This window comes from Maricaulis sp. ABE4_448 (assembly GCF_056160825.1).
In genome coordinates, this window is the sequence record NZ_JBSWXX010000001.1 from 735,136 (window position 1) to 759,806 (window position 24,671).

The window sequence follows — 24,671 nt, forward strand, 5'->3', positions numbered from 1 at the left end:
GCCATCGGCAAACCCCTTCTCCCGAGGGGAGAAGGTGCCCGAAGGGCGGATGAGGGGGGAATCGCGCCGTCGGCGTTTATCCGGCGCGCTCCTATCCCCGCCCGTGCGGCCGTTCCAGATCCAGCGCCGGGCCCACCGGGACGATGCCGGTCGGGTTTACGCTTTCATGGCTGGCATAGTAGTGCGCCTTGGCATGGTCGAAATTGCAGGTGCCGGCGATGCCGGGCCATTGGTAGAGTTCGCGCATGTATCCGGACAGGTTGGGATAGTCCTCGATCCGCCGGATATTGCACTTGAAATGCCCGTGATAGACGAGGTCGAAGCGCAACAGGGTGGGCAATAGACGCCAGTCGGCCTCGGTCGGTGTGTCGCCGGTCAGGAAGCGTTTTTCCGCCAGAATGCCCTCGAGCCAGTCCAGGCTCTCAAAGAGCGGGCGCACGGCCTCTTCATAGGCGTCCTGCGAGGTCGCAAAACCGGATTTGTAGACGCCGTTATTCACCGTCTCGTAGATGCGGTCGTTCAGCGCGTCGATTTCGTCGTGCTTGTCTTGCGGATACCAGTCGCCCGGTTTCGCACCGGCTTCATCGAAAGCCGAGTTGAGCATACGGATGATCTCGGCGCTCTCGTTCGAGACAATGCGCCCCGTCTGCTTGTCCCACAGCACGGGCACGGTGACGCGGCCGGAATAGTCCGGCTCGCTTTCCAGATAGACTTGGTAGAGGAAGTCCTTGCCGAAGAGATCGTCGCCGACAATGCCGTCGCCGCGATCCTTGAAGGTCCAGCCATTCCCGCCCATGAACCAGTCGACGACCGAGACCGAGATCATGTCTTCCAGGCCCTTCAGCGCGCGGTAGATCAGCGTGCGGTGCGCCCAGGGGCAGGCATAGGAGACATAGAGGTGATAGCGCCCGGGCTCGGCCTTGAAACCGCCGCGGCCGGAGGGGCCGGGCTCGCCGTCGGGCGTCACCCAGTTGCGCAGTTTCGAGGCGGAGCGTTCGAAACGTCCGCCGGTCTTGTCCGTATCATACCAGCGGTCCTGCCACTGGCCGTCGACGAGGAGGCCCATCGGCTTCTCCTTTCCTGGTGTTTTGTGTGTGCCGGGGTGCCGGACCCGCCGCTGATGCGACGGGTCCGGCCGGTCTCGGTTCCGCCTAGAAGCGGCCTGCCTGGAAGTCGCGCACCGCCTGGTGCAGCTCGGCTTCGGTATTCATCACGAAGGGACCGTAGCGCGCGACGGGCTCATTGATCGGCTTTCCAGCCACCAGCAGCAGGCTGGCGCCTTCCGGCCCGGCGGTCAGCTCGATCGTGTCGCCGTCTTCCAGCACGCCCAGATCGGGATCGCTCACCCGGCCCTCGCCGGACGAAACCATGCCCTTGTAGACCGCGATGAAGGCGGTGTGGTCGGCATCGATGCTTTCACGCAGCGTGGCACCCGGCTGCAGCACGATGTCGATCAGGGTCGGCTGGATCGAGACCGATTTCGCCGGGCCTTCCACACCGCTGGCACTCTTGCCGGCGAGCACGCGCAGGGTCGCGCCGCCGCGGGTTTCCACCGGGATCTCGTCTCTGGCGAACTCCTGATAACCCGGATCGGTCATCTTCATGTGCGAGGGCAGGTTCACCCACAGCTGGAAGCCCCACAGGCGGCCATCCTCCTGCTCGGGAATCTCCGAGTGCACGATGCCGCGGCCGGCCGTCATCCACTGGATGCCGCCTCCCTCGATCACGCCGGAATGGCCCTTGTTGTCGCCATGGCGCATCTTGCCGTCCAGCATGATGGTCACGGTCTCGAAGCCGCGGTGGGGATGGTTCGGGAAGCCGGCCATATAGTCCGCGCTATCGTCGGAGCGGATCTGGTCGAGCATCAGGAAAGGGTCGAGATCCATCAGCCCGCGATGGCCCAGCATGCGGGTGAGTTTCACGCCGGCCCCGTCGGAGGTCGGCAGGCCGCGCGAGACCTTGGTGATCTTGCGCGGGCGGGTCACGGTATCGGTCGCAGTCATGGCGATGCGCTCCTTGTCTTTAAGGCCGCCGGGGTCTTGCAGTCCGCCCGGGCCTTGGCTTGATCCCAAGATAGGCATGACCGGCCGCGCGACCCACCGCAGCGGACGAAAAGGATTGTTTCCACTGCGGCAAGGATCGGGCAGGGTAATCCGCGATTGGGGAGAGAGATTGCCAATGAAACACCTGATGACCGGCCTTGTGCCGCTGGCCCTGGTGGCCTGTTCACAGCCTGCAGAACAGGCCGACCTGTTCGACCGTCTTGGCGCCTATTGCGGCCAGGCGTTCGAAGGGCATGTCGCCAGCGACGATCCGCGCGATGCCGACTGGGCGTCGCAGCGTCTCGTCATGCATGTGCGGGAGTGTTCGGACACGGAAATCCGCATTCCGCTGCATGTTGGGGAGGACCGGTCACGGACCTGGGTGATCACGCGCATGGGCGACGGGCATCTGCGTCTCAAGCACGATCACCGCCATGAGGATGGCAGCGAGGATGTGCTGACCCAGTATGGTGGCGACACGGTCGAACCGCCGTCGGACAGCCGGGCCGAGTTTCCCGCCGACGACTTCTCGCGCGAATTGTTCGAGCGCGAGGGTATTCCGGCCTCGATGGAGAATGTCTGGTCGATCACGCTGACGGAGGACAGCTTCACCTATGCGCTGGACCGTCCGGAGCGGCATTTCGCGGCCGCGTTCGATCTGACCCGGCCCGTCGACGCCCCGCCCCCGCCCTGGGGTTTCGAATAGGGCTCAAAAACAAGCCCGAAAACAAGACGGGCCGGTCGTTGGGAAACCGGCCCGTCAGGTTCTCGATGCGGAGAGACGCCCGGGGCAGGATCGTTTCCTGCCCCGGATTGCTGAGTGGTCGCGTGGTCGAACCGGTGAACCGGTTCCCACTTCACCTGACCACGCTCTAGTTCTGCGGCTCTTCGTCGGTGTGGCATTCGCCAGAGGCGGCCACGTCCACGCCGGCGAGGTCGGCTTCGCAGGCATTGCCGTAGGTTTCGCCGTCGGAACCGCACACCGGAGCATAGTCCTGGGTGCAGACCGCGTCGGCTTCCACCGCTTCGGCCGGGGTTTCAGCATCGACCGTTGCGTCGGTCGGCATGGGGTCCGTACCGGTGTCCTCGACGACCGTTTCGGCCGGGGTTTCGGTGACGGTTTCGCTCACGACAGACGTGTCTTCCTGAGCAGCGTCCTGGGCTGCGGAGACGTCCTCGGAAGCCGTGCAGGCCATCAGAAGCGCGCCGCCCAGAAGAGCAGCGGAAATTTGCATGCGCATGTATGGTGTCCTTGACCCTGGTGCCATGATTGGCACGCGGGTGCGATCTACCATTATGCCTGTTATTGGGGTAGCGGGACGTTGATCGCCGGCCATCACGAATTATTGCGTGGCTGAAGCAAATCCCGTCCCGCCGTGAACGCTATTCCGCGCGGCATTCGCCTTCGTGGACAATGCTGACACCGGCCGAGGCCGCGGTGCAGGCATTGCCATAGGTCTGGCCGTCACAGCCGCAGACCGGGCGGTATTCCCGGGTGCACATCTGCGGCCGCGGCTGGCAGGTGCCGGGCGCGTCGGCGGCACCGCACATGGCGGCCTGTTCATAGCGGCAGTAATTGGCCTCCGGCGCACCGCCGCAGATCCGCTGGGGACGCGTATTGCCGCCGCACATCTCGCCGATGCCGACGACAATCGGGTCCGGTCCGCCATGGCCGGGCGGCGGGGTGTCGGTGGCGGCGCAGGCGGCGAGCAGGGTCAGGGGCAGGACAAGCCAGGCGAGTTTCATGGGTGACGCTTCCTCTTGGCGTTTCATTGCCGGGGACGATATCACACCCCAAGCCCAACCTCAGATGAATGTTGATCGACAATGACACTGCGCCTCGCCTTCATGGGAACGCCCGACTTCGCCGCCCGCTCGCTGGCCGAGATCGCCGCCGCCGGCCACGAGGTCGCCCGGGTCTACACCCAGCCGCCCCGCCGGCGCGGCCGTGGCCAGGCCGAGCAGAAGACCCCGGTCCACCAGCTCGCCGAAGTGCTGGGCATTCCGGTCTCGACGCCGGAGAGTTTTCGCGACCCGCAGGTGATCGAGGAATTTGCATCGCTCGATCTCGATGTGGCCGCCGTGGTCGCTTATGGCCAGATCCTGCCGCAGGCGGCCCTGGACGCACCACGCCTGGGCTGTCTCAACCTGCATGCCTCCCTGTTGCCACGCTGGCGCGGGGCCGCACCGATCCAGCGCGCCATCATGGCGGGCGATGCGACGACCGGCGTGCAGATCCAGCAGATGGAGGCGGGGCTGGATACCGGCCCGATCCTGCTGTCGGAAACCGTCGCCATCGCCCCCACCGATACCGCGGCCAGCCTGCACGACAAGCTGATGGAGACCGGCGCGCTGATGTGGCCGCGCGCCCTGTCGGCGCTCGAACGCGACAGCCTGGAAGCGGTGCCGCAATCGGAAGAGGGCGTCACCTATGCCAGGAAGATCTCCTCCGAGGAAGCACGGATCGACTGGACACGCCCGGCCGGTGAACTGGCCAATCATGTGCGCGGTCTTGCGCCCTTTCCGGGCGCCTGGTTCGAACTGGATACCGGCAAGGAGGCTGTGCGGGTGAAGGTGCTGATGGCGAAGGCCGAGACGGGCTCCGGCGCGCCGGGCGAAGCGCTCGACGGCAATCTCCTGATCGCCTGCGGTGAGGGCGCGCTGCGCCTGGTCCGCCTGCAGCGGGCTGGCAAGGGCGCCATGGACGCCACCGATTTCCTGCGCGGCAACAGCGTCGAGCCCGGCACGGTGCTCGCCTGATGCCGCGCTACAAGATCACCATCGAGTATGACGGGACGCCCTTTGCAGGCTGGCAGCGTCAGGACAATGCCCCCTCAGTCCAGGCCGCGCTCGAACGGGCCGCGGAACGGCTGGATGGCGCGCCGGTCCTGGTCTATGGCGCGGGGCGGACCGATAGCGGCGTGCATGCGCTGGGACAGGTCGCGCATCTCGATCTTGTCAAGGATCTGGCCGCCGACAAGGTGCGCGATGCGCTGAATTATCACCTCAAGCCCGACCCGGTGGCGGTGCTGGAAGCCGAGCGTGTCGACGATGAATTCCATGCCCGCTTCTCGGCGACGACCCGGCATTATCTCTACCGCATGATCGACCGCCGCCCGCCGCTCACCCTCGATCGCGGCCAGGTCTGGCGGGTGCCGAAACGGCTCGACGCCGATGCGATGCACCACGCCGCCCAGGCGCTGCTCGGCCAGCATGATTTCACGACGTTTCGCGATGCCCAGTGCCAGGCGGAAAGCCCGGTGAAGACGCTCGATGCGGTGCAGGTCTCCCGCTATGGCGAGGAAGTGCAGCTGACCTGTTCGGCGCGCTCCTTCCTGCACCGCCAGGTGCGCTCCATGGTGGGCTCGCTGGTCGAGGTCGGCACGGGCAAGTGGAGCCCGAAGGACTTCAAGGCGGCGCTGGACGCTGCCGATCGCAGCCGCTGCGGGCCGGTTGCGCCGCCGGACGGTCTCTACCTCGTGGCGGTCGATTACCCGCCGGACGCCTGAGGGACGACCACGCTGGTGAAATAGACCCTCACCGCGATTTCCGTCGCCAGAATGGGAACGGCGGCTGCGAGCGCGGACGTAATGGTCGGCAGGCCCAGCGAGACATAGGCGATGCGCCAGTGCGCGAGCACGCGCAGATAGGGATAGATGAAAATCCCGATGCTCATCAGCTCGACCGGCAGGATGCCCGCGGTGAATAGCGTCCACAGCACGAAAAGATAGGCATAGAGCCAGAGCACCGCCCAGTTGTGGACGATGATCCAGCGGACGAAGCCGGCGCGGGCACCGGTCACCTGCGCCGCGATGGCGGCCGCGATCGGGAACAGCGTCCAGGACAGGCCCTGGATCAGGACCTCGTCCGTCCAGCTGAGCGTGCGGCCGACGGCCTCGCCCGAGATGTGGATCATCGCGATCATCGGCACGGCGAACAGGATGGCGCCGAAGGAGCGCCAGAACCCGCCCATCGATACATCGAAGCCGGACTGCCAGTCCGGCCGGAAGGTGAAGATACGCCAGCTGGCCCGGACCGCGACCCAGGCTTCGGCAATGAGGCGCATCATTCCGGCGTATCCCTGAAATAGCGATCCAGGATGCGCGTATAGATCCGCGTCAGGCTTTCGATATCGCTGACGGGCACACGCTCATTGACCTGGTGCATGGTCGCGCCGACCAGGCCGAACTCGGCCACGGGCGCATAGGCCTGGATGAAGCGGGCGTCAGAGGTTCCGCCGCCGGTGGTGAGGGCGGGGCGGCGCCCGGTTTCCGCTTCCACGCAATCCTGCAGCAGGCTGGTAAAACCGCCGGCCGGTGTCAGGAAAGCTTCGCCGGTGACATGGATATCGGTCTTCACCTGCCCGTCGAAATGAAGGTTCACACCGGCCGCCTCATCCTCGATCCAGCGGGTCAGGTCGGCGCCGGTATGGGCGATGTTGAAGCGGATGTTGAAGCGGGCCCGGGCGGTGGCGGGGATGACATTGGTGGTCGGATTGCCGACATCCACGGTGGTGATTTCCAGATTGGACGGCTGGAAATGCGGCACACCGCTGTCCAGCGTCCGCGCACGCAGTCGCGCCAGCAGGTCGAGCAAGGGCGGGATCGGGTTTTCCGCCCGTTCCGGATAGGCCACATGCCCCTGACGGCCGGTGATTGTGATCTCGCAATTCAGCGATCCGCGCCGGCCAGATTTGATCGTGTCGCCCAGCGCATTGGGATTGGTCGGCTCGCCGACCAGGCAGTGGTCGAAGGTTTCGCCTTCCGCTTCCAGCGCCTTGAGCACCGCCTTTGTGCCATTGATCGCCGGACCTTCCTCATCGCCCGTGATCAGGAAGGCGATCGAGCCGTCCGGCGTGCCGGCCGTGTCGAGATGGCGGCGCACGGCAGCGACCATGGCGGCAATCGCGCCCTTCATGTCGGCGGCGCCGCGTCCCCACAGAACGCCGTCGGCTTCCTCGGCCGCAAATGGTGCGCGCTGCCAGCCGGCCTCGTCGCCGGGCGGCACGACATCGGTATGTCCGGCAAACAGGAAGCAGGGCGAGGCCGTGCCGAGGCGGGCATAAAGATTGTCCACCTCGCCGAACGGATAACGCCGGCAGTCAAACCCCATCGCCTCCAGCATGCCCTGCAGCACGTCCAGCGCACCGGCATCGGCCGGGGTGATCGACGGCCGGCGGATCAGCGCCTGGGCGATCGGAACTGGGTTGGCGAGATCTGAAAGCGTATCCATATGGGAAACATAGCCCGTTCGTGCGGGCGCGCCAGATCGGGGGCACAGCCATGGTGAAATTTGCGATCGAGGATATCGAGGAGACGACGGGGACGGGCTACCCGGCCGAGTATGCCGGCGTCGTTAAGGGGCGCCACGCGCGGCGGCTCGGGATGACGGCGGGGCTGACGGGCTTCGGTGTCAATCTCGTGCGCCTGGAGCCGGGGGCCTGGTCGTCCCAGCGTCACTGGCACACGCATGAGGACGAGTTCGTCATGATGATGGAAGGCGAGGCGGTTCTGGTCACCGACGAGGGCGAGACCGTGTTGCGCGCCGGCGATTGTGCGGGCTTTCCGGCCGGCGTTGAGAACGGGCACTGCCTGCAAAACCGCTCCGGCGCAGACTGCGTCTTCCTGGTCGCGGGCGGCCGTTCGGACGCAGACGCGGCCTTCTATCCCGATATCGATCTGGAGGCGAAGCCGGGCCGCTATTCCGACCCGGATTGCTTTCGCCGCAAGGACGGGTCGCGCTTCTAGCCTTTGAGGGGCTTTCCCATCGCGAACCGGTCGAGCCGTTCCCCGCGCACCTCGACCGTCTCGGGCTGTGTGATCTCGAACCCCATTGCAGAGAAGGCCGGTTGCGCCATCAGGCTGGCATGGACGGTCAGGCGGGTCTGGCCTGTCTCGATCGCCAGTTCCTCGATGGCCGTGTAGAGCCGCCGGAACAGGCCCGAGCCCTGAAAGCCGGGCCGGATATAGGCGAAGTCGATATAGTCCGGCGGTGCCAGTGACATGAAGCCGGCGGCGTGACCGTCCTGTTCGGCGATGAAGATCACCTGTCCGGACAGGCGCGTATTCCAGTCGTCGCCGCGGCGCGGTTCCGGTACCCAGGCCTGGCGCTGTTGCGGCGTGTAGCGGCTGGGGGCGTTGTGGACGGCGTCGAACATGATCTCGCCCAATACCGCGAAGTCCGCCGGGGCGGCCCGGCGGATCGTGACAATGTCGCTCATGGCATTGACCTGCAGGCTAGTGCGAGCGCCCGTGCGTCTCGCGATAGCGTTCCATCGAGACCGAGATCTTGAAGGTTTCGCGGTATTTCGGCGAGCCGACCGGACGGGGCGGGTGTTGCGAGGTGAGGGCGAGGATGCGTTCCAGCGTGTCGTGTGCCGCGCCGGACTGGCCTGCGCCGATATAGGCGTGCAGCTCTACCAGCGCGTCGGACAGCGGGTCGCCGCCACGGATGATGAAATAGGGCTCGTCCTTGCCCAGCTTGTTCAGCACGTCAAATTCCGACGGATTATTGGCGGACCCGTAGGGTGCTGCCGGGTCGGCCACCGCCGGACGGTCTGTCTTGGTTTCGTCGCTCATGACGTGCCTCTTCCTGTTCGAACCGGTCCATCCCATCAGATTCGAGCCGCAACGGGTAGCGGCACGTCAGCGCAGGGGCTGATATAAACGGGGCAGCAGATCAGGGAGGCGCCGTCATGATCGGTGCGGCAAGGCTGGCAGGATTGGCAATGGCGATGGTGGTGACGACAGCGGCAGCAGGCGCCCAGACGCGCGGCGAGGATCAGGTCCGCGCCCGCGAGATCGGTATTGCGCCGGGCGTGCTGGCGCCCGGCCCGCTCAATGCGATCACCGATGTGGCGGGCGTGCGTGTCGGCCAGGTAACGCTGACCGACGCCGAAGCCGCGATCCGCACCGGCGTCACGGCGATCCTGCCGCATGGCGGTGATCTTTATGCCGACAAGGTTCCGGCGGCTCTCGCTGTCGGCAATGGCTATGGCAAGCTGATGGGGGCGACGCAGATCCGCGAGCTGGGCGAGATCGAAACGCCCATCGTGCTCACCAACACGCTGGCCGTGCCGCGGGCGGCGGACGGGATACTCGACTGGTCGCTGGCGCGGCCGGGGCATGAGGGCATCCGTTCGCTCAACATGGTGGTCGGCGAGACCAATGACAGCCGGCTTAACGATATCCGCGCCCGGATTGTCATGCCGGAGCATGCAGTTGAGGCGATCGAGAGCGCTTCGGACGGGCCCGTCGCTGAAGGCAGTGTCGGCGCCGGCAATGGCACGGTGACCTTTGGCTGGAAGGGCGGGATCGGTACGTCCTCGCGCCGCCTGCCCGAAGCTCTGGGCGGCTGGACGCTGGGCATTCTGGTGCAGACGAATTATGGCGGCATCCTGCAGATGGACGGCCTGCCCGTCGGCGAGGAACTGGGGCAATTCTATCTCTCGGACCACGTCGCAGATGATCGCGCTGATGGCTCCATCATGATCGTGCTTGCCACCGATGCGCCCCTGTCCGACCGTAATCTGGAACGTCTCGCCCGGCGCACCTTCGCCGGCCTGGCGCGTACCGGTGCGTCGATCACCAACGGTTCGGGCGATTACGCCCTTGCCTTCTCCACCCATCCCGATGTCCGCCGCACGCCGGAGCGCCGCTCGGATGTTGCGATGATGGCCGACCTGCCGAACGGCCAGATGTCGCCGCTCTTCCAGGCCGCGATCGAGGCGACCGAGGAAGCCATTTATAACGCCCTCCTGATGGCCGAGGACATCGAGTATCCGGTCGTCGGCTCGGACGCCGTGGTGCACGCCCTGCCGGTCGAACGGGTGCGGGCGATGGTCGCGGCGCGGGACGCGCGCTAGGACAGGCCATGACCACCGCGAAGCGTATTGCCATCATCGGAGCCGGGCCGGCCGGTCTGATCGCTGCGGAGTATCTGTCCGCGGCGGGGTTCGGCGTGGATATCTTCGAGAAAATGCCGACGCCGGGACGCAAATTCCTGATGGCGGGGCGCGGCGGTCTCAACCTTACCCATTCCGAACCCCTGCCGGCTTTTCTGGGCCGGTATCGCGAAGCGGCGGACTGGCTGGGGCCGGTCATTCTCAAGCATGATCCGGCGGCGCTGCGGGCCTGGTGCGAAGGGCTGGGCCAGGCGGTGTTTACCGGCTCGTCGGGCCGGGTATTTCCCGAGGCGATGAAGGCGTCGCCGCTGCTGAGAGCCTGGCGGAAACGGTTGGACGATCAGGGTGTTACCCTGCATGTGAGACATTGCTGGACCGGCTGGGACGAAGAGGGTGCGCTGGTGTTCGATACGCCGGACGGACCGGTCACGCACCGCGCCGACGCAACGCTTCTGGCGCTGGGCGGGGCGAGCTGGCCACGGCTGGGATCGGACGGATATTGGGCGGACATACTGTCACGCGAGGGCATCACAACGGCCCCGTTCATGCCCTCCAACTGCGGCATAGAGGTGACATTCAGTGACATTACCAGGGAGCGTTTCGCCGGCACGCCGCTGAAGACGATCGCGCTCACCCTGGGCGAGGAGCGGGTCGCCGGCGAGGCGGTGATCGCCCGCTACGGGCTGGAAGGCGGGGCGGTCTATGCGCTCGCCGCGCCGGTCCGTGACGCGCTGGCGCAAGGACCGGTGACGCTGTATCTCGACCTGCGTCCCAACCAGACCGCCGAGGCGCTTGCGGCGATCCTGGCGCGGGCGAAAAAGGGCCAATCCCTGTCCAACCGCCTGCGCAAGGCCGGCCTTACGCCGGCTGCCATCTCCCTCCTGCGCGATGCGGTGGCGGATCTGCCGTCAGATCCCGCCGCGCTCGCGGCGCTGATCAAGGCTGTGCCGCTGACCGTCACCGCCCAGCGCGGCCTCGAGCGCGCCATCTCCTCGGTCGGGGGTATAACACGCGCGGCAGTGGGTGAGGATTTCATGCTGACGGCAAAGCCCGGCGTTTTCGCCGCCGGCGAGATGCTGGACTGGGATGCCCCGACCGGCGGTTACCTCCTGCAGGCCAGCTTCGCAACGGGGATAGCCGCCGCGAAAGGCGTGGAGGCCTGGCTGGCGGGGTGAGCCATTTTCCTCCCCACGTCGTGGGGAGGGGGACCCGCGAAGCGGGGGAGGGCCCGCCGCGCGAGCGGCGGTATGGTCGGGCGAGGCCGAACAATGATCGCGGCTTGCAGCCGCGACCCCTTCGACCCGATGCTGCGCATCGGCCCACTTCCCCACGATGTGGGGAAGAAAGAAATGCCCCCTACCGCAACAGCTCGTTGATCGCGGTCTTCGCCCGCGTCTGGGCGTCGACGCGTTTGACGATGACGGCGCAGGCGAGGGAGGGGCCGCCCTTGGGGTCGGGCAGGGTGCCGGGCACGACGACGGCGTATTCGGGCACTTCGCCGCGGGTGATCTCGCCGGTCGCGCGGTCGACGATCTTGGTCGACTGGCCCAGGAAGACGCCCATGGAGATCACGGCGCCGGTGCGCACGATCACGCCCTCGGCCACTTCCGAGCGTGCGCCGATGAAGACATCATCCTCGATGATCACCGGGCCTGCCTGCAGCGGTTCCAGCACGCCGCCAATCCCGACACCGCCGGAAATGTGGACATTCTTGCCGATCTGGGCGCAGGAGCCGACCGTCGACCAGGTGTCGACCATCGTGCCCTCGTCCACATATGCCCCGATATTCACATAGGACGGCATCAGCACCGTGCCTGGTGCGATATAGGCGCCGCGGCGCACGGCACAGGGCGGCACGGCGCGGAAGCCGGCGGCCTTGAACGCCGCCTCGTCCCAGCCCTCGAACTTGGAGGGCACCTTGTCCCACCATTTCGAGCCGGCGACACCGCCCTCGACCAGACCCATCGGATTGAGCCGGAAGCCCAGCAGCACGGCCTTCTTGAGCCATTGGTTGACCTGCCAGTCCTTGTTTGAATTGGCGCCATTGCCCGCGCGTTCGGCCACCCGCGCCTTACCGGCATCGAGCAGGCCGATCGCCGTCTCCACCGCCTCGCGCACCTCGCCCTTCGTATCGGCGGACACGCTGTCGCGATTGTCCCAGGCGGTCTCGATGGCGGATTGCAGGGCGTCGGTCATGGCTCGCTCGTCAGGCTGATACGGAGAATGAGCGCGACTTAGCACCGGTGCGGGAGAGGGGGAAGGGCGCCGGTGCTTCCCCTCTTCCTTGTCATCCCGGCCGGATGGCCCGCGAAAGCGGGCCGCAGAGCCGGGATCTATACGCGCCAATGTCGGCCGAAAGCAGGTCCGATAGTGGAGACAGCGGGATGTGCACCGGGATTATGGGTCCCGGATCTACGCCCTCCCGGCCTTGAGCCGGGATCAAGGCCGGGCATGCGTCCGGGATGACAAGGAGCGGGTAGTCGCGGCGCTAGCTGCGCTTCACCCGCACATCCCCCAAAAACGTGCTCAGGCAATCCACCGCATAGTGCACATGTTCGGGATGTTCGCCCGGGGCCGCGCTTTCCTCGTCCCGCGGGCCGTCCTTCGCCCTCACCAGTACAGTGGTGAAGCCCATTTCGTGGGCGGTCTTGAGGTTGCGCACCGAGTCCTCGAAGAAGACGGATTGTGCGGCGGGGATGTCGAAGCGGGCGGTGAAGCGGTCGAAACCCGCGCGATGGGGTTTGGGCGTGAAGCCGGCGGCCTCGACATCGAAAATATCGTCGAACAGATGGGTGAGGCCGAGACGGCCGAGAATATTCTCGGCATGGCGGCGCGAGCCGTTCGTGTAGACGAGGCGGGTGCCGGGCAGGGCGGCGATGCGGCCGGCCAGGGTGTGGTCGGGATCGATCACGCTGGCATCGATATCGTGCACGAAGTCGAGAAAGGCGCTGCGGTCGATCTCGTGATTGGCCATCAGCCCGTTCAGCGTGGTGCCATAGGTGCGCCAGTAGTGCTTCTGGACCTGGTAGGCCTCGTCCTCGGGCAGGGCGAGGAGCTGGGCGACGAATTGCGTCATGCGGCGGTCGACCTGGCTCATCACCGGCGCGCTGGAAGGGTAGAGCGTATTGTCCAGGTCAAACACCCAGTGGGTGGCATGGGTGAGGTCAGCGCCCTGCGTTTCGCTCATTGCCGCAATCCCTGGAAATCGGCCTCGGTGAGGGTGATGCGCACGCCGCCGTCTTCCGGCTGCGGCACACGGCGGAAGCCGGCGGCGGTATAGCCGCGCTCGGCGCACTCGGTGCGGCCTTCCGAGACAAAGCGGGCCGGGGCGAGGCAGAAGCGCTCCTCGCCGCCGCTCATCGGCCGGCGGCCCTGGCCCGAAATGCGTTCGGCATAGACAAAGGCGTTATTACTCTCCAGCCGGCTGGCGAGCAGGCGGGCGCATTCGCCCGCATGGATGCGCCACCAACCGCGCGACTGCCAGATTTCGCCGGCCCGGTGGCCGATCGCCGTGGCAATATCGCCGTCGGCCTCGTTGCACACGATCAGGCCGGAACCGGCATTGCGCTCCAGCGCCCGCGCCTCGAGCGCGTCGATCAGGGCGGCATCGCCGGGACTGCCGGAAATACCGGCCTCGGACTGGAAACGGGTCAGGGCGCGGCGCGTGGAGCGGCCGTCGTAACCGTCGACACCGGTGACGGCATGGCCGGCCGATTGCAGCAGGCGCTGGATACCGGCGATCTGGGCGCGGCGGCCGAAATCCGACGGTTCGACCAGCACGGTGCGCTCGCGCTCATCGCCCTCGCGCATGAAGAAGTCGCGCGAGGCGAGGCCCAGTGCGGCGCAGCGCGTATTGGCGACAACCTGGAAATCCGTCTCGTCGACGCACAGCGGCACCGTGCCGCGCCATTCGCGCACGCCGCCGAGATAGGCCGCGGTGGATTTGGCGTAGAAGAAAAGGGGCTGGGTGTTGGCCTCCAGATCGACTTCCTGCGCCACCTCGGCGCATTCGCCCGGGCGCACGCGGGTCCAGCCCTCGATGGCGACCCCGCCCTCGACCGCCCAGGCGGCGGCGATATGCGTGATATAGCTGGTCTGATTGCAGATCTCGGCCGCCCCGGCGCGCGGTGCCGCAAACGCGGCAAGGCCGAGGAGGGCCAGGCAGGCGGCGATCCGGACCGGCAGGCGCATCATCGCATCAGAACTCCGGCAGGAGGGCGGCGATCTCCGCCCGCAGCACATCGATCCCGTCGCCCTTGGCGCTGGTGGTGGCGACGACACGCGGGAAGGCGGCCGGGCGTTTCATGATCGCCTGCAGCGTTTCCTCGGTGATACGCTTCACCGCCGGCGGCTTGATCTTGTCGGTCTTGGTCAGAACGATCTGATAGCTCACGGCGGCCTCGTCGAACACATCCATGATCTTCTCGTCGACGGTCTTGAGGCCGTGACGGCTGTCGATCAGGAGGTAGACGCGCTTGAGATTGACCCGGCCGCGCAGGAAGTTGCGCGTCAGCCTGGTCCACTTCTCCACCACGTCCTTGGGCGCCTTGGCATAGCCATAGCCCGGCAGGTCGACGATGCGCAGGTTCGTGTCATCGACATCGAAGAAGTTCAGCTCGCGCGTACGGCCGGGCTCGCCGGAAGCGCGCGCGAGATTGTTCTGCCGCGTCAGCGCATTGATCAGCGAGGACTTGCCGACATTGGAGCGTCCGGCAAAGGCGATCTCGGTGCGGTCGGGCTCGGGCAGCTGCTGCAGGCTGACCGCGCCCATGATGAAGGTGCAGGGCCGCGAGAAAAGCCGCCGCCCCGCTGCCAGATCGAGATCGTCATCGCCCGTCAGGACTGGTCTCCCGAAGCCTTGCCCTGCAGCCGCTTGATCAGCTTGTCCAGCTGGGTCTCATTCCCGTGGCGGCGCATGATGATGTATTGCTGGGCGACCGAGAGGAAGTTGTTCCAGGCCCAGTAGATCACCAGGCCGGCCGCGAACGGCGCCAGCACGAAGGTGAAGACGATCGGCAGCATGGCGAAAATGCGCGCCTGCATCGGGTCCGGCGGCGGCGGGTTGAGCGCCTGCTGGGCGGCCATGGTGATGCCCATGATGATCGGCCAGGCGCCGATGCCCAGAACCCCGCCGATCAGCCAGATATTGGACGGATCGTAGGGGATGAGGCCAAACAGGTTCCACACATTGGTCGGGTCCGGCGCGGAAAGGTCGCGGATCCAGCCGAAGAAGGGCGCGTGGCGCATCTCGATGGCGTTGAACAGGGTCTGGTAGAGCGCGAAGAAGATCGGGATTTGCGGCAGGATCGGCAGACAGCCGGCCAGCGGATTGATCTTCTCCTTCTTGTACAGCTCCATCAGCGCCTGTTGCTGCTTCTGGGTATCGGCAGCGTAGCGTTCCTTGAGTTCCTGCATTTTCGGCTGCACCGCTTTCATCTTCGCCATCGAGGCGTAGGCGCGGTTGGCCAGCGGGAACATCACCAGCTTGATGATCAGGGTGAGGGCGAGAATGGCGAGGCCGAAATGACCGGTCACGCCTTCCAGAAGATGCAGCAGCCAGACGAAGGGCCGGGTGAGGAACCACAGCCAGCCCCAGTTGATCGCCATGTCGAAGCGCTCAATGCCGTAATCATCCTCGACCGCGTCGAGCACGTCCAGCTCCTTGGCGCCGGCGAAGACATAGGCCGTCGAGGTCATCGAGGCGCCCGGCGCAAGCTCGCGCGTCGCTTCGATATAGGTCGCCTCATAGGCGTCGACGGCGCCGCGCTCGCGGATGCGGAAATTGGCGGTGAAGGCAACGTCCTGGTCGGGAATGGCGGCGGCCATCCAGTAGCGCTGGGTAATGCCGACCCAGCCGCCCGTGCCGGAGACTTCTTCCTCGCCCTCGCCCTTTTCGAGGCGCTGGAAGCTGGAGCGTGTCAGGGCGCCGTCGACAACCGCCAGCGGGCCTTCGAACACGGCGATATTCTTCACCAGGTCTTCGGGAATGCCTTCATGGCGCACCAGGCCGTAGCGGGCCAGGTCGACCGGCTGGCCGGAATTGTTCGTCACCGTGTCGGCGATCGTGAACATGTAGTTCTCGTCCAGCGAGACGGTGCGCTCGAAGCGCAGGCCCGAGGCGGTCTCGTGGACCAGCATGACGGGCGTTTCCGGCGTCAGGCGGCTGCCCGAGGCCAGCGTCCATTGCGCGGCATTGCCCGGCAGGTCGGAAAAGCCCGGCGTGGCCGACTGCCAGCCGTCGCGGGCGTAGAATGTGTGTTCCGTGCCGATCGGGTTGAGCAGGGCGATCGGGGCGTCATTGTCGACGGTGACCGTGTGACGGCGCAGGCGGATATCGTCAAAGCGCGACCCGGTCAGCGAGAGCGAACCCAGCACGGCCGGGCCTTCGATCTCCACGCGCTGCACATCGCCCAGCGCGTCGTCGCGCGTTTCATAGGCGGGCCCGGCGTCGGTATCGGGCAATTGCAGGTCGGGATCAGCCTCGGCCAGCTCGCCGGCCGCTTCCAGGGCTTCCTGGCGCTCCGCTTCGCGGGCTTCCTGGGCCGGGCGCAGGAAGAAGAACTCATAGCCCAGCATGATGGCCAGGATCAGACCCAGCGCGATAAACAGATTGCGTTGTTCTTCGCCCATGAAAACTCGGCCTTTCAGGCTGTTTGTCCCTTGCCACCCGGAGCCCCGTCTTCGGCGAGGCTCACCAGTGCGCTTTTGACATCCCCCATCAGACGCGGCCAGTCCCTTGCGGACGTGGACGCACGCGCGATGAATACATAGTCAAAGCCGGGCTGTCCGTGGAGGGGGAGTAGCAGCCTTGCGGCCTCGCGCAAACGGCGTTTGCAGCGATTGCGGACAACTGCGCCGCCGATCTTGCGCGTGGCGGTAAAACCCGCACCGACCGTCTGGTACAAACAAGAAGAGCCGCCCCGTCTTCGCGCCTGGATAACGACGCTGGACCGGACGGCTTTCTTGCCTTGGGCGACGAACAAGAATTCGCGCCGCTTTTTCAGCCGATTAACGGCTAGCGGCTGCGTGTCCATCGTATTTAGGCGGACAGGCGCTTGCGGCCCTTGGCACGGCGGCGAGCCAGGACCTGGCGGCCGTTTTTCGTCGCCATGCGCGCACGGAAGCCGTGCCGGCGCTTGCGGACGAGCTTGGACGGTTGAAATGTGCGTTTCACGGTCGCGCTCCATCGGCGTTCAATTCGAGAGCGGCGGCTAATACGCGGCCCATCCGGCCACGTCAAGGGCGGGTGCCGCAGATTGCGCAGGCAAAAGCGCTGTTCGCCCGATGGACCGGGCAAGCCCGCCGCTCATCGTCTCGTGCTTGCCGCACCCGGACGCCTAGGCTATTCGGCCTGCCAGCTCATGGTCAACGATCCGGACACCGATTCTTCCCGCGCGCACGAGGAAGGCCAGCCGCCGCCCCGCCGGGGTGCCGGTTCGTTGATCGACAGCCTGCCCGGACAATTGCTGATGGTCACGCTGGGCCTGATCGCGGCCGGCGTGGCGCTGATCTATTTTCCGGCTGCTGCCGGCTTCCGCATGCAATGGATGAGCGATCGCGCCGAAGCGGCGCACCTGGCCGCGCTGGCGGCCGATGTGGCACCGGGCGGCGCGCTGGGCGAGGACGAGGTGCGGGCGCTGCTGATGGGTGCTGACGCCGTCGCCGTGTCCCGGGTGCGCAATGGCATGAACGAGCTGGTGCTCTATTCCGGTCCGATCGGCGAGGGGCTGGTGGAGACCGATCTGCGCAAGGCCGGCTGGTTTACCCATCTTCGCGACACGGTCGATGTGCTGTTTGCCCCGCCGGGCCGGCTGCTGCGCATCCGCGCCGAGCCGATGGGGGCGCCGGGCGAGACGATCGACGTGATTGTGCGCGAAACGCCGCTGCGGGCGGAATTGCATACCTTCTCGCGCTGGCTGCTGGTGTGGGCGGGGATCGGTGCGGCGATCGCCGGGGCGGTGATCTATGCCGCGCTCTTCTATCTCTTTGTCCGCCCGATGCGGCGGCTGGCGGCGGCGATGACGCATTTCAGCGCCGACCCGTCCGATCCGGCGCGTGCGATCCGGCCTTCAGGCGCGCGCACCGAGATCGGCCAGGCCGAAGCGGAGCTGGCGCGCATGCAGGCGGATATCCGCCTGGCGCTGCACCAGCGCGAACGCTTGGCCGCGCTCGGCGGCGCTGTCGCCAAGATCAATCACGATCTGCGCAATGTGCTGGCCAGCGCCCAGCTGGTCTCCGACCGCCTGGCGACCGAGAGCGACGGGCGGGTCCGCAAGATGGGCGAGCGGCTGGTGCGCGCCGTCGATCGCGGTATCCGCCTGTGCGAGGCGACGCTGCAATACGGCCGGGCCGAGGAAACACCGCCGGTGCGGGCCGCCGTGCCGGCGCGGGCTCTGCTGGACGAGGTGGTTGCTGATGCTGGTCTCGCAGGCTCCGGCGTCAGCTGGGATAACCAGGTCGCGGACACGCTGCTGCTGGATGCCGATCCGGACCAGGCGCACCGCCTGTTTCTCAATCTGTGCCGCAATGCCATCCAGGCGATGCAGGAGCAGGCCGGTGAGCGCGCGCTTGCCGCCACGTCAAGCCTCGTTGAAGGCCAGGCCCTCGTCGAGATCCGCGATACCGGTCCCGGCCTGCCGCCCAAGGCGCGCGAGCGCCTGTTCGAGGCCTTCTCCGGATCGGTGCGCAAGGGCGGTACCGGCCTCGGCCTCTCCATCGCCCGCGAACTCGCCCGCGCCCATGGCGGCGATGTCGAGCTCGTCGGGAGCGACGAGGCGGGAACAGTCTTCGCGGTGCGGCTGCCGGTGGTTTAGGGGGGCGGTGCTCACCTTCTCCCTGGGGAGAAGGTGCCCGAAGGGCGGATGAGGGGGAAACCCCGCTCAGGGATTGAAGGGCGAAACACGGTGTCTTCCCCCTCTCCCTCGATCCCTCTCCCAAGGGAGAGGGAGGTCTACGGCGCCCTAAACCCGCTCGCTGACCTTGATCGCGATCCTGCACCCCGCCTGGATGGCGCGGGAAAGGAGGGCGTAGCCGGGGGCCTGCCTGGCGCCTTCCTCGACGGCGAGGTCGCGGTGCTCGATCTCTTCCAGGCGGAATTTTTCGAACAGCTCGGCCAGCTCGTCCTCGCCCATCGCCTTCAGCTCGGCGACCTGGCCGGCATAATGGCGTTCGATGACGGTCTCGACGGCTTCGGTGCAGGCATGGGCGGCTTTCTCGCCCATCAGCGCGGTAACGGCACCCAGCGCGTGACCGGCAACGTCCCAGACGGGTGCCAGCGCGGTGGGGCGGGCGTCATGTTCGAAGATCAGCCGGTCGAACGTGTCGAGATGGTGCTGTTCGTCAGCCTCCATCTCCTCCAGCTGGGCGGCGATGCGGGCCTTGTGCGGCAATTGTGCGAAGACGGCGCGCTGGCCCTGATAGATGGCCACGGCGCCATATTCGCCGGCATGGTCGACGCGGACCATCTGCTCGATCCGCGTCCGGTCGCGGCGGCGGCCGGGCAAAGGCGGGCGGGGTGCGCGTTGCGCCGTCATGATTTCAGCCCCCGGATACCCATGGCGATCGACAGTCCGGCCATCGCCGCGGAGATCAGCGCGTTATAGCCTGCCATGGAAATACCCAGCAGCGTCCAGGCCGCCTCGTCGCACATCACGACAGGCCGCTGGCCATCCAGCGCGGCCAGCACATCGGAGACCGACACGCTGCCGCTGCCTGAGGCGGTGCAGGTTTCCGGACCATCCCACCACTTGTACTCGATGCCGGCATGCCAGGCGGAGAAGCCGGCCGAGAACAGCAGCACGGCCGCGACGGCAAAGATCATGAAAGGGGCGAAACGGGCGAGGCCCGGCCGTGCGATCATCAGCCCGCCGAAAGCCAGGCCCAGCGCGATCACGGCCATGTGGATATGGCGCTGGTCGTAGCACAGGGCACAGGGGTCGTAATGGCCGATATACTGGAAGCCCCAGGCGCCCAGAAGCAGAAGAAGCGAGCCGCCCGCCATCAGCAAGGGCCAGCGCGAGAGCGGGAACTGGGTCAGAACAGGTGTCATGGCGTCCATTGTTGCAAGTACCGGGCAATCTAGCGGCCGGGCCCGAAACATGTACCGCGACCAATTCGCACAGACCTTCCGGTCCGCTAAACCAGGGACCGCAGGAAGTCCTTGGCTATATCAATCATGGCATAGCCGAAAACCAACAAAAGCGTGATCCACACCACACCCAGGATCAGGCCGGCGATAATCAGCAGCCCGTCGCGGGTGAGCAGGCCCAGCGCGGCGATTGCCAGCGCGATGCCCGGCGTGGTGTTGGTGGCCGGAAGCGGCACCAGGATCGAGGCGCAGAACACCATGAAGATGACGCCGATCGCGCGCTCGGCCGACGGGCCGGAGAGAAAGCGCAGACGCGGCCGGGCGAGCGCTTCCAGCCAGCCGAACCATTTGCGGCCGCTGCGCGCCATGCGGTCCAGTCCGGCCTTGGACAGGCGCCGCGCCTTGAAGCGTGCCGGCAGCCAGGGCTCGTCGCGGCCCATCGCCATCTGGGCGGCCAGCGCCATCATCGGCAGGGACATGACTTGCGGCACGCCATAGAGGAAGGGAATGGAGACAGGCAGGGCCATGGCAAACAGGATGATCCCGAAGGCGCGCTCGCCGAGGGCGTCGACAAATTCGCCCAGCGTACAACCCTCTTCGCCCGTGTCTGCGGCAATAGCCTCCAGGGCCGACAGGAGGCCCCGGTTTTCGGCTGCATCGGTCATGCGGATCCTGTCCTGACAAACAGTGTCGAGATGTGCGGACACTAGCCAGCGCAGCCCGTCACGTCGAGCGCAATGGCTTGTTGACTTGGCGGGGGTTCGCGGTCAGCTTGCGGCGCGCTCGGGCGGCGGCTTTCGCCCCGCCCCGAATGCCCCTGTGGCGGAATTGGTAGACGCGACGGATTCAAAATCCGTTTCCGCAAGGAGTGTCAGTTCGAGTCTGACCAGGGGCACCACCCTTCGCCCTTCGGGCTTCGGGTGGCGAGCCACCCGCAGCGCGAATGCGAGCGATGCGAGCGGGCGAAGGCGGACTGTTCCTCTCAAGCCATCCGCCACACCATCCCCGCCAACGGCAGCTCGCTCCGTCACGCCACCAGTTGCAACTTTTGATCGGCAGGCGCGTTCGCGGCCTCGTCAGATGCGGTCCGGAGTGCTAGCGTCGGCGCCGGCCAGCTGGACGGGGTGAGTTTGAGGAGGCGGGCCTTGCTGTCACCGGGTAGTGCGTTGATTTTCGCGCGTTTTGCGCTGGCGCTGACATTTTTGTGGTTCGGCGCCATGGATTTCACAAGTGTGGGCACGGCGATCACGGCTGGCTGGCTGGACGGCCATGCCATGCTCGCGGACGTGTCCGACCAGGCGTCCTCCGCGGCGCGGGCGATCGGTGTCTACCAGATCGTCATGGCGGTGCTGATCGGCCTGCCTATCCCCTCTGGCGGTTTCCGGCGCATCGGCTTTGCCATGCTGGGCCTGTTCTGCGCCGGCGCGCTGACGCTGATGGCGACGAATCCGGTTTGGATCGCGGCCGAGGGCGGTTTCCCGGCGATCGGCGCAGGTCAGGACATCATCAAGTATCTCGCCATTCTCGGTCTCGCCCTGTGGTGCGGCTCCTTCGACAATACGCGCATGTTTTCCAACCGCTATTCCCAGATGCGCGTGTGGGCACAGCTGGTGATGTGGGCCGGACTGGTGCTGGTGCTCGGCTGGATCGGCGCGATGAAATTCACCGCCACCGAGGCGGCCGGTATCGAACCGCTGGTGCGCTCGCACCTCTTCTTCTACTGGATGCCCGGCCAGATCGGTCTTCAGGGCACCTCCTATGTGATCGGCGCGATCGAGCTGTTCACGGTTGCCGCACTGGCCGGCTACTGGTTCTCGACGCGCGCCTACCAGATCGGTCTCGTCCTGGCTGCGGCGACCTTCTGTGTGACTTTGTCCTTCCTCATCACCTTCTCCGGATCCTGGGAGGGAGAGCTGGGCGGTTTCCCGGCGCTGGCTTCGGCGGGGCATTTCATCCTGAAGGACCTGCCTCTGCTGGCGGTTTGCCTTGCCCTGGCTGCGGAAACCGGCCGTGAGGGGACGCGGTACCGGCGGTGATCCGCCGGTTGACGCGGAAAATCCCGGACATGTTCTGAAACACGTTTCACACTTGCCGCCGCAGTCATCCTGTTGTGCTTGACCGGGTGGGGCCCCTACCTAGTCTGCTGGGCAAAACGGGAGGAAATCGATGGGCGTTTTCGGCGCGATCAAGCGCGAGTTCGACTATGTGTCGGGCATGCTTCGTGTGCTGCGCGAGATCCGCAAGGTGGGGCCGGGTTCGGGCCTGCGCGTGCCGGACAAGATCGAGGCGACCGTTGATCGCTTTCCCGACCGGCCCATGGCCCTGCTCGAGGATGGCGAGATCACCTACCGCCAGTTCGATGCCTATGCGAACCGGGTCGCCCACTGGGCGCTCGACCAGGGCCTGAAGCCCGGCGACACGGTCGCCCTGTTCATGAACAATCGCTGGGAATACATCGCGATCTGGTTCGGCCTGTCCAAGGCCGGTGTCGTGATCTCCCTGATCAACAATCAGCTCTCCGGACAGTCGCTCGCCCATTGCCTGAATATCGGCGAGACGAAACACGCCATCATCGAAGGCGAGCTGACAGCGGCCTATGAAAGCGCCCGTGCCTGCGGTGTCGGCGATATCGGCGCCTGGGTGTTTGACGGCACGATGGACGGTGCGCAGTCCTTCGATACGGCGCTGGCCGGACAGTCCTCGGAGCGGCCGGACCGCATCGTGCGCGATACGGTGAAGCCGGAAGATCCAGTGCTGAAAATGTTCACCAGCGGCACGACCGGCCTGCCCAAGGCTGCGCTGATGACGCATATCCGCGCGCTCTACTATCTCAATGTGTTCGCCATTGCCGCCAGGGCCAGCGAGACCGACCGGATGATGATGGTGCTGCCGCTCTATCACGCGACCGGTGGCTTGTGCGGGGTGGGCTGTGCCATCAGTTTCGGGGGCGCGCTGATCATCCGGCCGCGTTTTTCGGCAACGAATTTCTGGCCCGACGCCCGGCGGTTCCGCGCCACCATGTTCATGTATGTCGGAGAGCTTTGCCGCTTCCTTGTCAACTCGCCGGAGACGCCGGAGGAAAAGGACCACACACTGCGCATCGCCATCGGCAATGGCATGCGCCGCGAGGTGTGGGAGGAGTTCCAGGCGCGGTTCGATGTGCCGCAGATCATCGAGTTCTACGGGTCGACCGAGGGCAATGTCGGCCTTGTGAATACCGACAACACGCCTGGAGCCGTCGGCCGGGTGCCGGGCTATCTGAAATCCCGCTTCAATATCGACCTCGTCCGCTTCGACATGGAAGCGGAAAAGCCGATGCGCGGCGAGGACGGGTTCTGTATCCAGTGCGCGCCGGGTGAGGTCGGCGAGGCGATCGGCCGGATTGACCCGGAGGACTCGCGTTTCCGCTTTGACGGTTATGGCAGCAAGGAAGACACCGAGAAGAAGATCCTGCGCAATGTCTATGAAGAGGGCGATGCCTGGTTCCGCACCGGCGACCTGATGACGCGCGACAAGCTGGGTTATTACTATTTCGTCGACCGGGTCGGCGACACCTTCCGCTGGAAGTCGGAAAACGTGGCGACCGGCGAGGTGGCCGAGGCGCTGAGTGTCGACGGTATCGAGCAGGCCAATGTCTATGGCGTCGAGGTGGAGGGCCATTCCGGACGCGCCGGCATGGCTGCGCTGGTGCTGGCGGGCGACGGGGTCGATTTCGACGCGCTGCACGCCCATGTCGAGGATCAGCTGCCGGCCTATGCCCGGCCGCTCTTCCTGCGCCTGCAGCGGCAGACCGACACGACCGGCACATTCAAATTCCGCAAGGTCGATCTGGTGAAGGAAGGCTTTGATCCGGCCGCGATTTCGGACACGATCCTGTTCGATCATCCCGGCGAGGGGCGCTATGTCACCCTGACCCCGGAGCTGTACGAGCAGATCCAGTCCGGAGCCCTTCGCGTATGAGCCTTTCCGATCCGACGCCGCAGGACATGATCGATTTCTGGTTCGAAGAGGCCGGGCCGGCGAAATGGTATGCCGTCTCTGCCGCCTTCGACGCCGTGCTGCGCCGGCGCTTCGGCAAGACGATCGAGCGCGAGGCCGCGCGCTATCGCACCGGCGGCCATCCCTGGCTGGACGATGCCGAAGGCGCGCTGGCGCTGATCCTGCTGTTCGACCAGTTTCCGCGCAATGTCTGGCGTGGCTCGGGCAAGGCCTTCCAGTTCGATCCGTTCGCCCGCGAGATCGCCGACACCATGATCGACCGCGGGTTCGACTGGGCCATCGCCGAGGATCGCCGCGCCTTCGTCTATATGCCCTTCATGCATTCCGAAGCCCTGGCCGACCAGGATCGCTGCGTCGCGCTGGCGCAGGAGCGGTTGGAGGGTCCGGGCACGCTGGATCATGCCCGCAAGCATCGCGCGGTGATCGAGCGCTTCGGGCGCTTCCCCTATCGCAATGAGGCGCTGGGGCGGCGCTCGACCGCGGAAGAAATCGCCTATCTCGATGGCGGCGGTTATGCACCCGGTCGGAACGACTCGGCAAAATCGTCCGGAGGGCAGGGCTGACCCCCGCCCGGTCCCGGCGGTGATGGGCTAACTATCAGATATTATTATTGTTAATCGGGGTGCTGATGTGGCCCCGC

The 24,671-nt window shown here is 66.1% G+C and carries 28 protein-coding genes and 1 tRNA gene; 11 read left to right on the forward strand and 18 right to left on the reverse strand.

All coding sequences use genetic code 11. The features are described from left to right. Positions 1–91: 91 nt before the first annotated feature. Positions 92–1,066 (reverse strand): glutathione S-transferase family protein, encoded by a 975-nt coding sequence (locus ACXAJV_RS03525; RefSeq protein WP_475081980.1) that lies wholly within the window; start codon positions 1,064–1,066, stop codon positions 92–94. A gap of 85 nt (positions 1,067–1,151) precedes the next feature. Next, positions 1,152–2,003, reverse strand: coding sequence for a pirin family protein (locus tag ACXAJV_RS03530; RefSeq protein ID WP_475081983.1), 852 nt, complete (start codon positions 2,001–2,003; stop codon positions 1,152–1,154). 175 nt (positions 2,004–2,178) lie between these two features. Between ACXAJV_RS03530 and ACXAJV_RS03535 the strand changes: the two genes are divergently transcribed. Next, positions 2,179–2,748 (forward strand): hypothetical protein, encoded by a 570-nt coding sequence (locus ACXAJV_RS03535; RefSeq protein ID WP_475081984.1) that lies wholly within the window; start codon positions 2,179–2,181, stop codon positions 2,746–2,748. A 166-nt stretch (positions 2,749–2,914) separates the two neighbouring features. Here ACXAJV_RS03535 and ACXAJV_RS03540 read toward each other — a convergent pair whose 3' ends face one another. Both ACXAJV_RS03540 and ACXAJV_RS03545 read right to left on the reverse strand, forming a co-directional pair. Next, positions 2,915–3,283 carry a Kazal-type serine protease inhibitor family protein gene (locus ACXAJV_RS03540; RefSeq protein WP_475081986.1) on the reverse strand — a complete coding sequence of 123 codons (369 nt, stop codon included), beginning with the start codon at positions 3,281–3,283 and terminating at the stop codon, positions 2,915–2,917. Positions 3,284–3,425: 142 nt separating this feature from the next. Then, complete coding sequence (locus tag ACXAJV_RS03545; protein ID WP_475081988.1) at positions 3,426–3,788, reverse strand: Kazal-type serine protease inhibitor family protein; 363 nt, start codon at positions 3,786–3,788, stop codon at positions 3,426–3,428. An 81-nt stretch (positions 3,789–3,869) separates the two neighbouring features. Between ACXAJV_RS03545 and fmt the strand changes: the two genes are divergently transcribed. Together fmt and truA are read left to right on the forward strand one after the other, a co-directional pair. Continuing rightward, positions 3,870–4,802, forward strand: a complete 933-nt coding sequence (fmt, locus tag ACXAJV_RS03550) for a methionyl-tRNA formyltransferase (protein WP_475081991.1) — start codon at positions 3,870–3,872, stop codon at positions 4,800–4,802. Continuing rightward, positions 4,802–5,551 (forward strand): tRNA pseudouridine(38-40) synthase TruA, encoded by a 750-nt coding sequence (gene truA / locus ACXAJV_RS03555; protein ID WP_475081993.1) that lies wholly within the window; start codon positions 4,802–4,804, stop codon positions 5,549–5,551. Before fmt ends, truA begins: the two co-directional genes overlap by 1 nt. Here truA and ACXAJV_RS03560 read toward each other — a convergent pair. Together ACXAJV_RS03560 and dapE are read right to left on the reverse strand one after the other, a co-directional pair. Then, positions 5,533–6,111: a hypothetical protein gene (locus ACXAJV_RS03560; RefSeq protein WP_475081996.1), complete on the reverse strand. Its 579-nt coding sequence runs from the start codon at positions 6,109–6,111 to the stop codon at positions 5,533–5,535. The two genes, truA and ACXAJV_RS03560, sit on opposite strands and share 19 nt — an antisense overlap. Then, on the reverse strand, positions 6,108–7,274 hold the full coding sequence (dapE, locus tag ACXAJV_RS03565) for a succinyl-diaminopimelate desuccinylase (protein ID WP_475081998.1): 1,167 nt from the start codon (positions 7,272–7,274) through the stop codon (positions 6,108–6,110). The genes ACXAJV_RS03560 and dapE overlap by 4 nt, the downstream gene beginning before the upstream one ends. A 50-nt stretch (positions 7,275–7,324) precedes the next feature. Between dapE and ACXAJV_RS03570 the strand changes: the two genes are divergently transcribed. Beyond that, entirely contained in the window at positions 7,325–7,789 is a 465-nt protein-coding gene (locus tag ACXAJV_RS03570) for a cupin domain-containing protein (RefSeq protein ID WP_475082001.1), read from the forward strand. Here the strand turns inward: ACXAJV_RS03570 and ACXAJV_RS03575 are convergent. Both ACXAJV_RS03575 and ACXAJV_RS03580 read right to left on the reverse strand, forming a co-directional pair. Then, positions 7,786–8,262, reverse strand: coding sequence for an N-acetyltransferase family protein (locus tag ACXAJV_RS03575; RefSeq protein ID WP_475082004.1), 477 nt, complete (start codon positions 8,260–8,262; stop codon positions 7,786–7,788). The two genes, ACXAJV_RS03570 and ACXAJV_RS03575, sit on opposite strands and share 4 nt — an antisense overlap. Before the next feature lie 16 nt (positions 8,263–8,278). Beyond that, positions 8,279–8,620, reverse strand: coding sequence for an aspartate decarboxylase (locus ACXAJV_RS03580; RefSeq protein WP_271186389.1), 342 nt, complete (start codon positions 8,618–8,620; stop codon positions 8,279–8,281). A 116-nt stretch (positions 8,621–8,736) separates the two neighbouring features. Between ACXAJV_RS03580 and ACXAJV_RS03585 the strand changes: the two genes are divergently transcribed. Together ACXAJV_RS03585 and ACXAJV_RS03590 are read left to right on the forward strand one after the other, a co-directional pair. Further along, on the forward strand, positions 8,737–9,906 hold the full coding sequence (locus ACXAJV_RS03585) for a DmpA family aminopeptidase (protein ID WP_475082007.1): 1,170 nt from the start codon (positions 8,737–8,739) through the stop codon (positions 9,904–9,906). A gap of 8 nt (positions 9,907–9,914) precedes the next feature. Next, a complete protein-coding gene (locus ACXAJV_RS03590) occupies positions 9,915–11,120 on the forward strand; it encodes a TIGR03862 family flavoprotein (RefSeq protein ID WP_475082010.1) in 1,206 nt (401 codons plus the stop codon). Positions 11,121–11,301: 181 nt separating this feature from the next. Here ACXAJV_RS03590 and dapD read toward each other — a convergent pair whose 3' ends face one another. From dapD to rpmH, 7 genes are all read right to left on the reverse strand, one after another. Continuing rightward, positions 11,302–12,141, reverse strand: a complete 840-nt coding sequence (gene dapD, locus ACXAJV_RS03595) for a 2,3,4,5-tetrahydropyridine-2,6-dicarboxylate N-succinyltransferase (protein WP_475082013.1) — start codon at positions 12,139–12,141, stop codon at positions 11,302–11,304. A 292-nt stretch (positions 12,142–12,433) separates the two neighbouring features. Beyond that, positions 12,434–13,132, reverse strand: coding sequence for a pyrimidine 5'-nucleotidase (locus ACXAJV_RS03600; protein ID WP_475082016.1), 699 nt, complete (start codon positions 13,130–13,132; stop codon positions 12,434–12,436). Beyond that, on the reverse strand, positions 13,129–14,139 hold the full coding sequence (locus tag ACXAJV_RS03605; RefSeq protein ID WP_475082018.1) for a DUF1036 domain-containing protein: 1,011 nt from the start codon (positions 14,137–14,139) through the stop codon (positions 13,129–13,131). Before ACXAJV_RS03605 ends, ACXAJV_RS03600 begins: the two co-directional genes overlap by 4 nt. 4 nt (positions 14,140–14,143) lie before the next feature. Next, positions 14,144–14,716 carry a ribosome biogenesis GTP-binding protein YihA/YsxC gene (gene yihA, locus ACXAJV_RS03610; RefSeq protein ID WP_475082021.1) on the reverse strand — a complete coding sequence of 191 codons (573 nt, stop codon included), beginning with the start codon at positions 14,714–14,716 and terminating at the stop codon, positions 14,144–14,146. 65 nt (positions 14,717–14,781) lie between these two features. Continuing rightward, positions 14,782–16,575: a membrane protein insertase YidC gene (gene yidC, locus ACXAJV_RS03615; protein WP_475082023.1), complete on the reverse strand. Its 1,794-nt coding sequence runs from the start codon at positions 16,573–16,575 to the stop codon at positions 14,782–14,784. Between the two features lie 14 nt (positions 16,576–16,589). Beyond that, positions 16,590–16,979, reverse strand: coding sequence for a ribonuclease P protein component (gene rnpA, locus ACXAJV_RS03620; RefSeq protein WP_475082025.1), 390 nt, complete (start codon positions 16,977–16,979; stop codon positions 16,590–16,592). Between the two features lie 5 nt (positions 16,980–16,984). Further along, positions 16,985–17,119 (reverse strand): 50S ribosomal protein L34, encoded by a 135-nt coding sequence (gene rpmH / locus ACXAJV_RS03625; RefSeq protein ID WP_271186404.1) that lies wholly within the window; start codon positions 17,117–17,119, stop codon positions 16,985–16,987. Between the two features lie 187 nt (positions 17,120–17,306). On the opposite strand from rpmH, the gene ACXAJV_RS03630 reads away from it, so the two are divergent. Continuing rightward, complete coding sequence (locus tag ACXAJV_RS03630; RefSeq protein ID WP_475082028.1) at positions 17,307–18,758, forward strand: sensor histidine kinase; 1,452 nt, start codon at positions 17,307–17,309, stop codon at positions 18,756–18,758. A gap of 147 nt (positions 18,759–18,905) precedes the next feature. On the opposite strand, the gene ACXAJV_RS03635 is transcribed toward ACXAJV_RS03630, so the two are convergent. The 3 genes from ACXAJV_RS03635 to ACXAJV_RS03645 form a co-directional block, all read right to left on the reverse strand. After that, positions 18,906–19,478, reverse strand: coding sequence for a demethoxyubiquinone hydroxylase family protein (locus ACXAJV_RS03635; protein ID WP_475082030.1), 573 nt, complete (start codon positions 19,476–19,478; stop codon positions 18,906–18,908). Further along, positions 19,475–19,993 carry a disulfide bond formation protein B gene (locus ACXAJV_RS03640; RefSeq protein ID WP_475082033.1) on the reverse strand — a complete coding sequence of 173 codons (519 nt, stop codon included), beginning with the start codon at positions 19,991–19,993 and terminating at the stop codon, positions 19,475–19,477. The genes ACXAJV_RS03635 and ACXAJV_RS03640 overlap by 4 nt, the downstream gene beginning before the upstream one ends. 86 nt (positions 19,994–20,079) lie before the next feature. Beyond that, a complete protein-coding gene (locus ACXAJV_RS03645; RefSeq protein ID WP_475082035.1) occupies positions 20,080–20,697 on the reverse strand; it encodes an exopolysaccharide biosynthesis protein in 618 nt (205 codons plus the stop codon). Positions 20,698–20,845: 148 nt separating this feature from the next. Between ACXAJV_RS03645 and ACXAJV_RS03650 the strand changes: the two genes are divergently transcribed. From ACXAJV_RS03650 to ACXAJV_RS03665, 4 genes are all read left to right on the forward strand, one after another. After that, a tRNA-Leu gene (locus tag ACXAJV_RS03650) sits at positions 20,846–20,930 on the forward strand. A 247-nt stretch (positions 20,931–21,177) separates the two neighbouring features. Further along, entirely contained in the window at positions 21,178–22,068 is an 891-nt protein-coding gene (locus tag ACXAJV_RS03655) for a DUF417 family protein (protein WP_475082037.1), read from the forward strand. A 130-nt stretch (positions 22,069–22,198) separates the two neighbouring features. Further along, positions 22,199–23,992, forward strand: a complete 1,794-nt coding sequence (locus ACXAJV_RS03660; protein WP_475082040.1) for a long-chain-acyl-CoA synthetase — start codon at positions 22,199–22,201, stop codon at positions 23,990–23,992. Next, positions 23,989–24,594 carry a DUF924 family protein gene (locus ACXAJV_RS03665; protein WP_475082042.1) on the forward strand — a complete coding sequence of 202 codons (606 nt, stop codon included), beginning with the start codon at positions 23,989–23,991 and terminating at the stop codon, positions 24,592–24,594. Before ACXAJV_RS03660 ends, ACXAJV_RS03665 begins: the two co-directional genes overlap by 4 nt. Positions 24,595–24,671 lie beyond the last annotated feature (77 nt).

Excerpts from the sequence above, each read along its gene's own strand:
- ACXAJV_RS03580 (WP_271186389.1), bottom strand. The coding sequence starts at position 8,620 with ATGAGCGACGAAACCAAGACAGACCGTCCGGCGGTGGCCGACCCGGCA.
- truA (WP_475081993.1), top strand. The coding sequence starts at position 4,802 with ATGCCGCGCTACAAGATCACCATCGAGTATGACGGGACGCCCTTTGCA.
- ACXAJV_RS03605 (WP_475082018.1), bottom strand. The coding sequence starts at position 14,139 with ATGATGCGCCTGCCGGTCCGGATCGCCGCCTGCCTGGCCCTCCTCGGC.
- ACXAJV_RS03575 (WP_475082004.1), bottom strand. The coding sequence starts at position 8,262 with ATGAGCGACATTGTCACGATCCGCCGGGCCGCCCCGGCGGACTTCGCG.
- yihA (WP_475082021.1), bottom strand. The coding sequence starts at position 14,716 with ATGGGCGCGGTCAGCCTGCAGCAGCTGCCCGAGCCCGACCGCACCGAG.
- ACXAJV_RS03590 (WP_475082010.1), top strand. The coding sequence starts at position 9,915 with ATGACCACCGCGAAGCGTATTGCCATCATCGGAGCCGGGCCGGCCGGT.
- ACXAJV_RS03535 (WP_475081984.1), top strand. The coding sequence starts at position 2,179 with ATGAAACACCTGATGACCGGCCTTGTGCCGCTGGCCCTGGTGGCCTGT.
- ACXAJV_RS03630 (WP_475082028.1), top strand. The coding sequence starts at position 17,307 with ATGGTCAACGATCCGGACACCGATTCTTCCCGCGCGCACGAGGAAGGC.
- rnpA (WP_475082025.1), bottom strand. The coding sequence starts at position 16,979 with ATGGACACGCAGCCGCTAGCCGTTAATCGGCTGAAAAAGCGGCGCGAA.
- dapD (WP_475082013.1), bottom strand. The coding sequence starts at position 12,141 with ATGACCGACGCCCTGCAATCCGCCATCGAGACCGCCTGGGACAATCGC.
- ACXAJV_RS03585 (WP_475082007.1), top strand. The coding sequence starts at position 8,737 with ATGATCGGTGCGGCAAGGCTGGCAGGATTGGCAATGGCGATGGTGGTG.
- ACXAJV_RS03635 (WP_475082030.1), bottom strand. The coding sequence starts at position 19,478 with ATGACGGCGCAACGCGCACCCCGCCCGCCTTTGCCCGGCCGCCGCCGC.
- ACXAJV_RS03640 (WP_475082033.1), bottom strand. The coding sequence starts at position 19,993 with ATGACACCTGTTCTGACCCAGTTCCCGCTCTCGCGCTGGCCCTTGCTG.
- fmt (WP_475081991.1), top strand. The coding sequence starts at position 3,870 with ATGACACTGCGCCTCGCCTTCATGGGAACGCCCGACTTCGCCGCCCGC.
- ACXAJV_RS03600 (WP_475082016.1), bottom strand. The coding sequence starts at position 13,132 with ATGAGCGAAACGCAGGGCGCTGACCTCACCCATGCCACCCACTGGGTG.
- ACXAJV_RS03570 (WP_475082001.1), top strand. The coding sequence starts at position 7,325 with ATGGTGAAATTTGCGATCGAGGATATCGAGGAGACGACGGGGACGGGC.
- ACXAJV_RS03645 (WP_475082035.1), bottom strand. The coding sequence starts at position 20,697 with ATGACCGATGCAGCCGAAAACCGGGGCCTCCTGTCGGCCCTGGAGGCT.
- ACXAJV_RS03540 (WP_475081986.1), bottom strand. The coding sequence starts at position 3,283 with ATGCGCATGCAAATTTCCGCTGCTCTTCTGGGCGGCGCGCTTCTGATG.
- ACXAJV_RS03660 (WP_475082040.1), top strand. The coding sequence starts at position 22,199 with ATGGGCGTTTTCGGCGCGATCAAGCGCGAGTTCGACTATGTGTCGGGC.
- yidC (WP_475082023.1), bottom strand. The coding sequence starts at position 16,575 with ATGGGCGAAGAACAACGCAATCTGTTTATCGCGCTGGGTCTGATCCTG.
- dapE (WP_475081998.1), bottom strand. The coding sequence starts at position 7,274 with ATGGATACGCTTTCAGATCTCGCCAACCCAGTTCCGATCGCCCAGGCG.
- ACXAJV_RS03560 (WP_475081996.1), bottom strand. The coding sequence starts at position 6,111 with ATGATGCGCCTCATTGCCGAAGCCTGGGTCGCGGTCCGGGCCAGCTGG.
- ACXAJV_RS03665 (WP_475082042.1), top strand. The coding sequence starts at position 23,989 with ATGAGCCTTTCCGATCCGACGCCGCAGGACATGATCGATTTCTGGTTC.
- ACXAJV_RS03530 (WP_475081983.1), bottom strand. The coding sequence starts at position 2,003 with ATGACTGCGACCGATACCGTGACCCGCCCGCGCAAGATCACCAAGGTC.
- ACXAJV_RS03525 (WP_475081980.1), bottom strand. The coding sequence starts at position 1,066 with ATGGGCCTCCTCGTCGACGGCCAGTGGCAGGACCGCTGGTATGATACG.
- ACXAJV_RS03545 (WP_475081988.1), bottom strand. The coding sequence starts at position 3,788 with ATGAAACTCGCCTGGCTTGTCCTGCCCCTGACCCTGCTCGCCGCCTGC.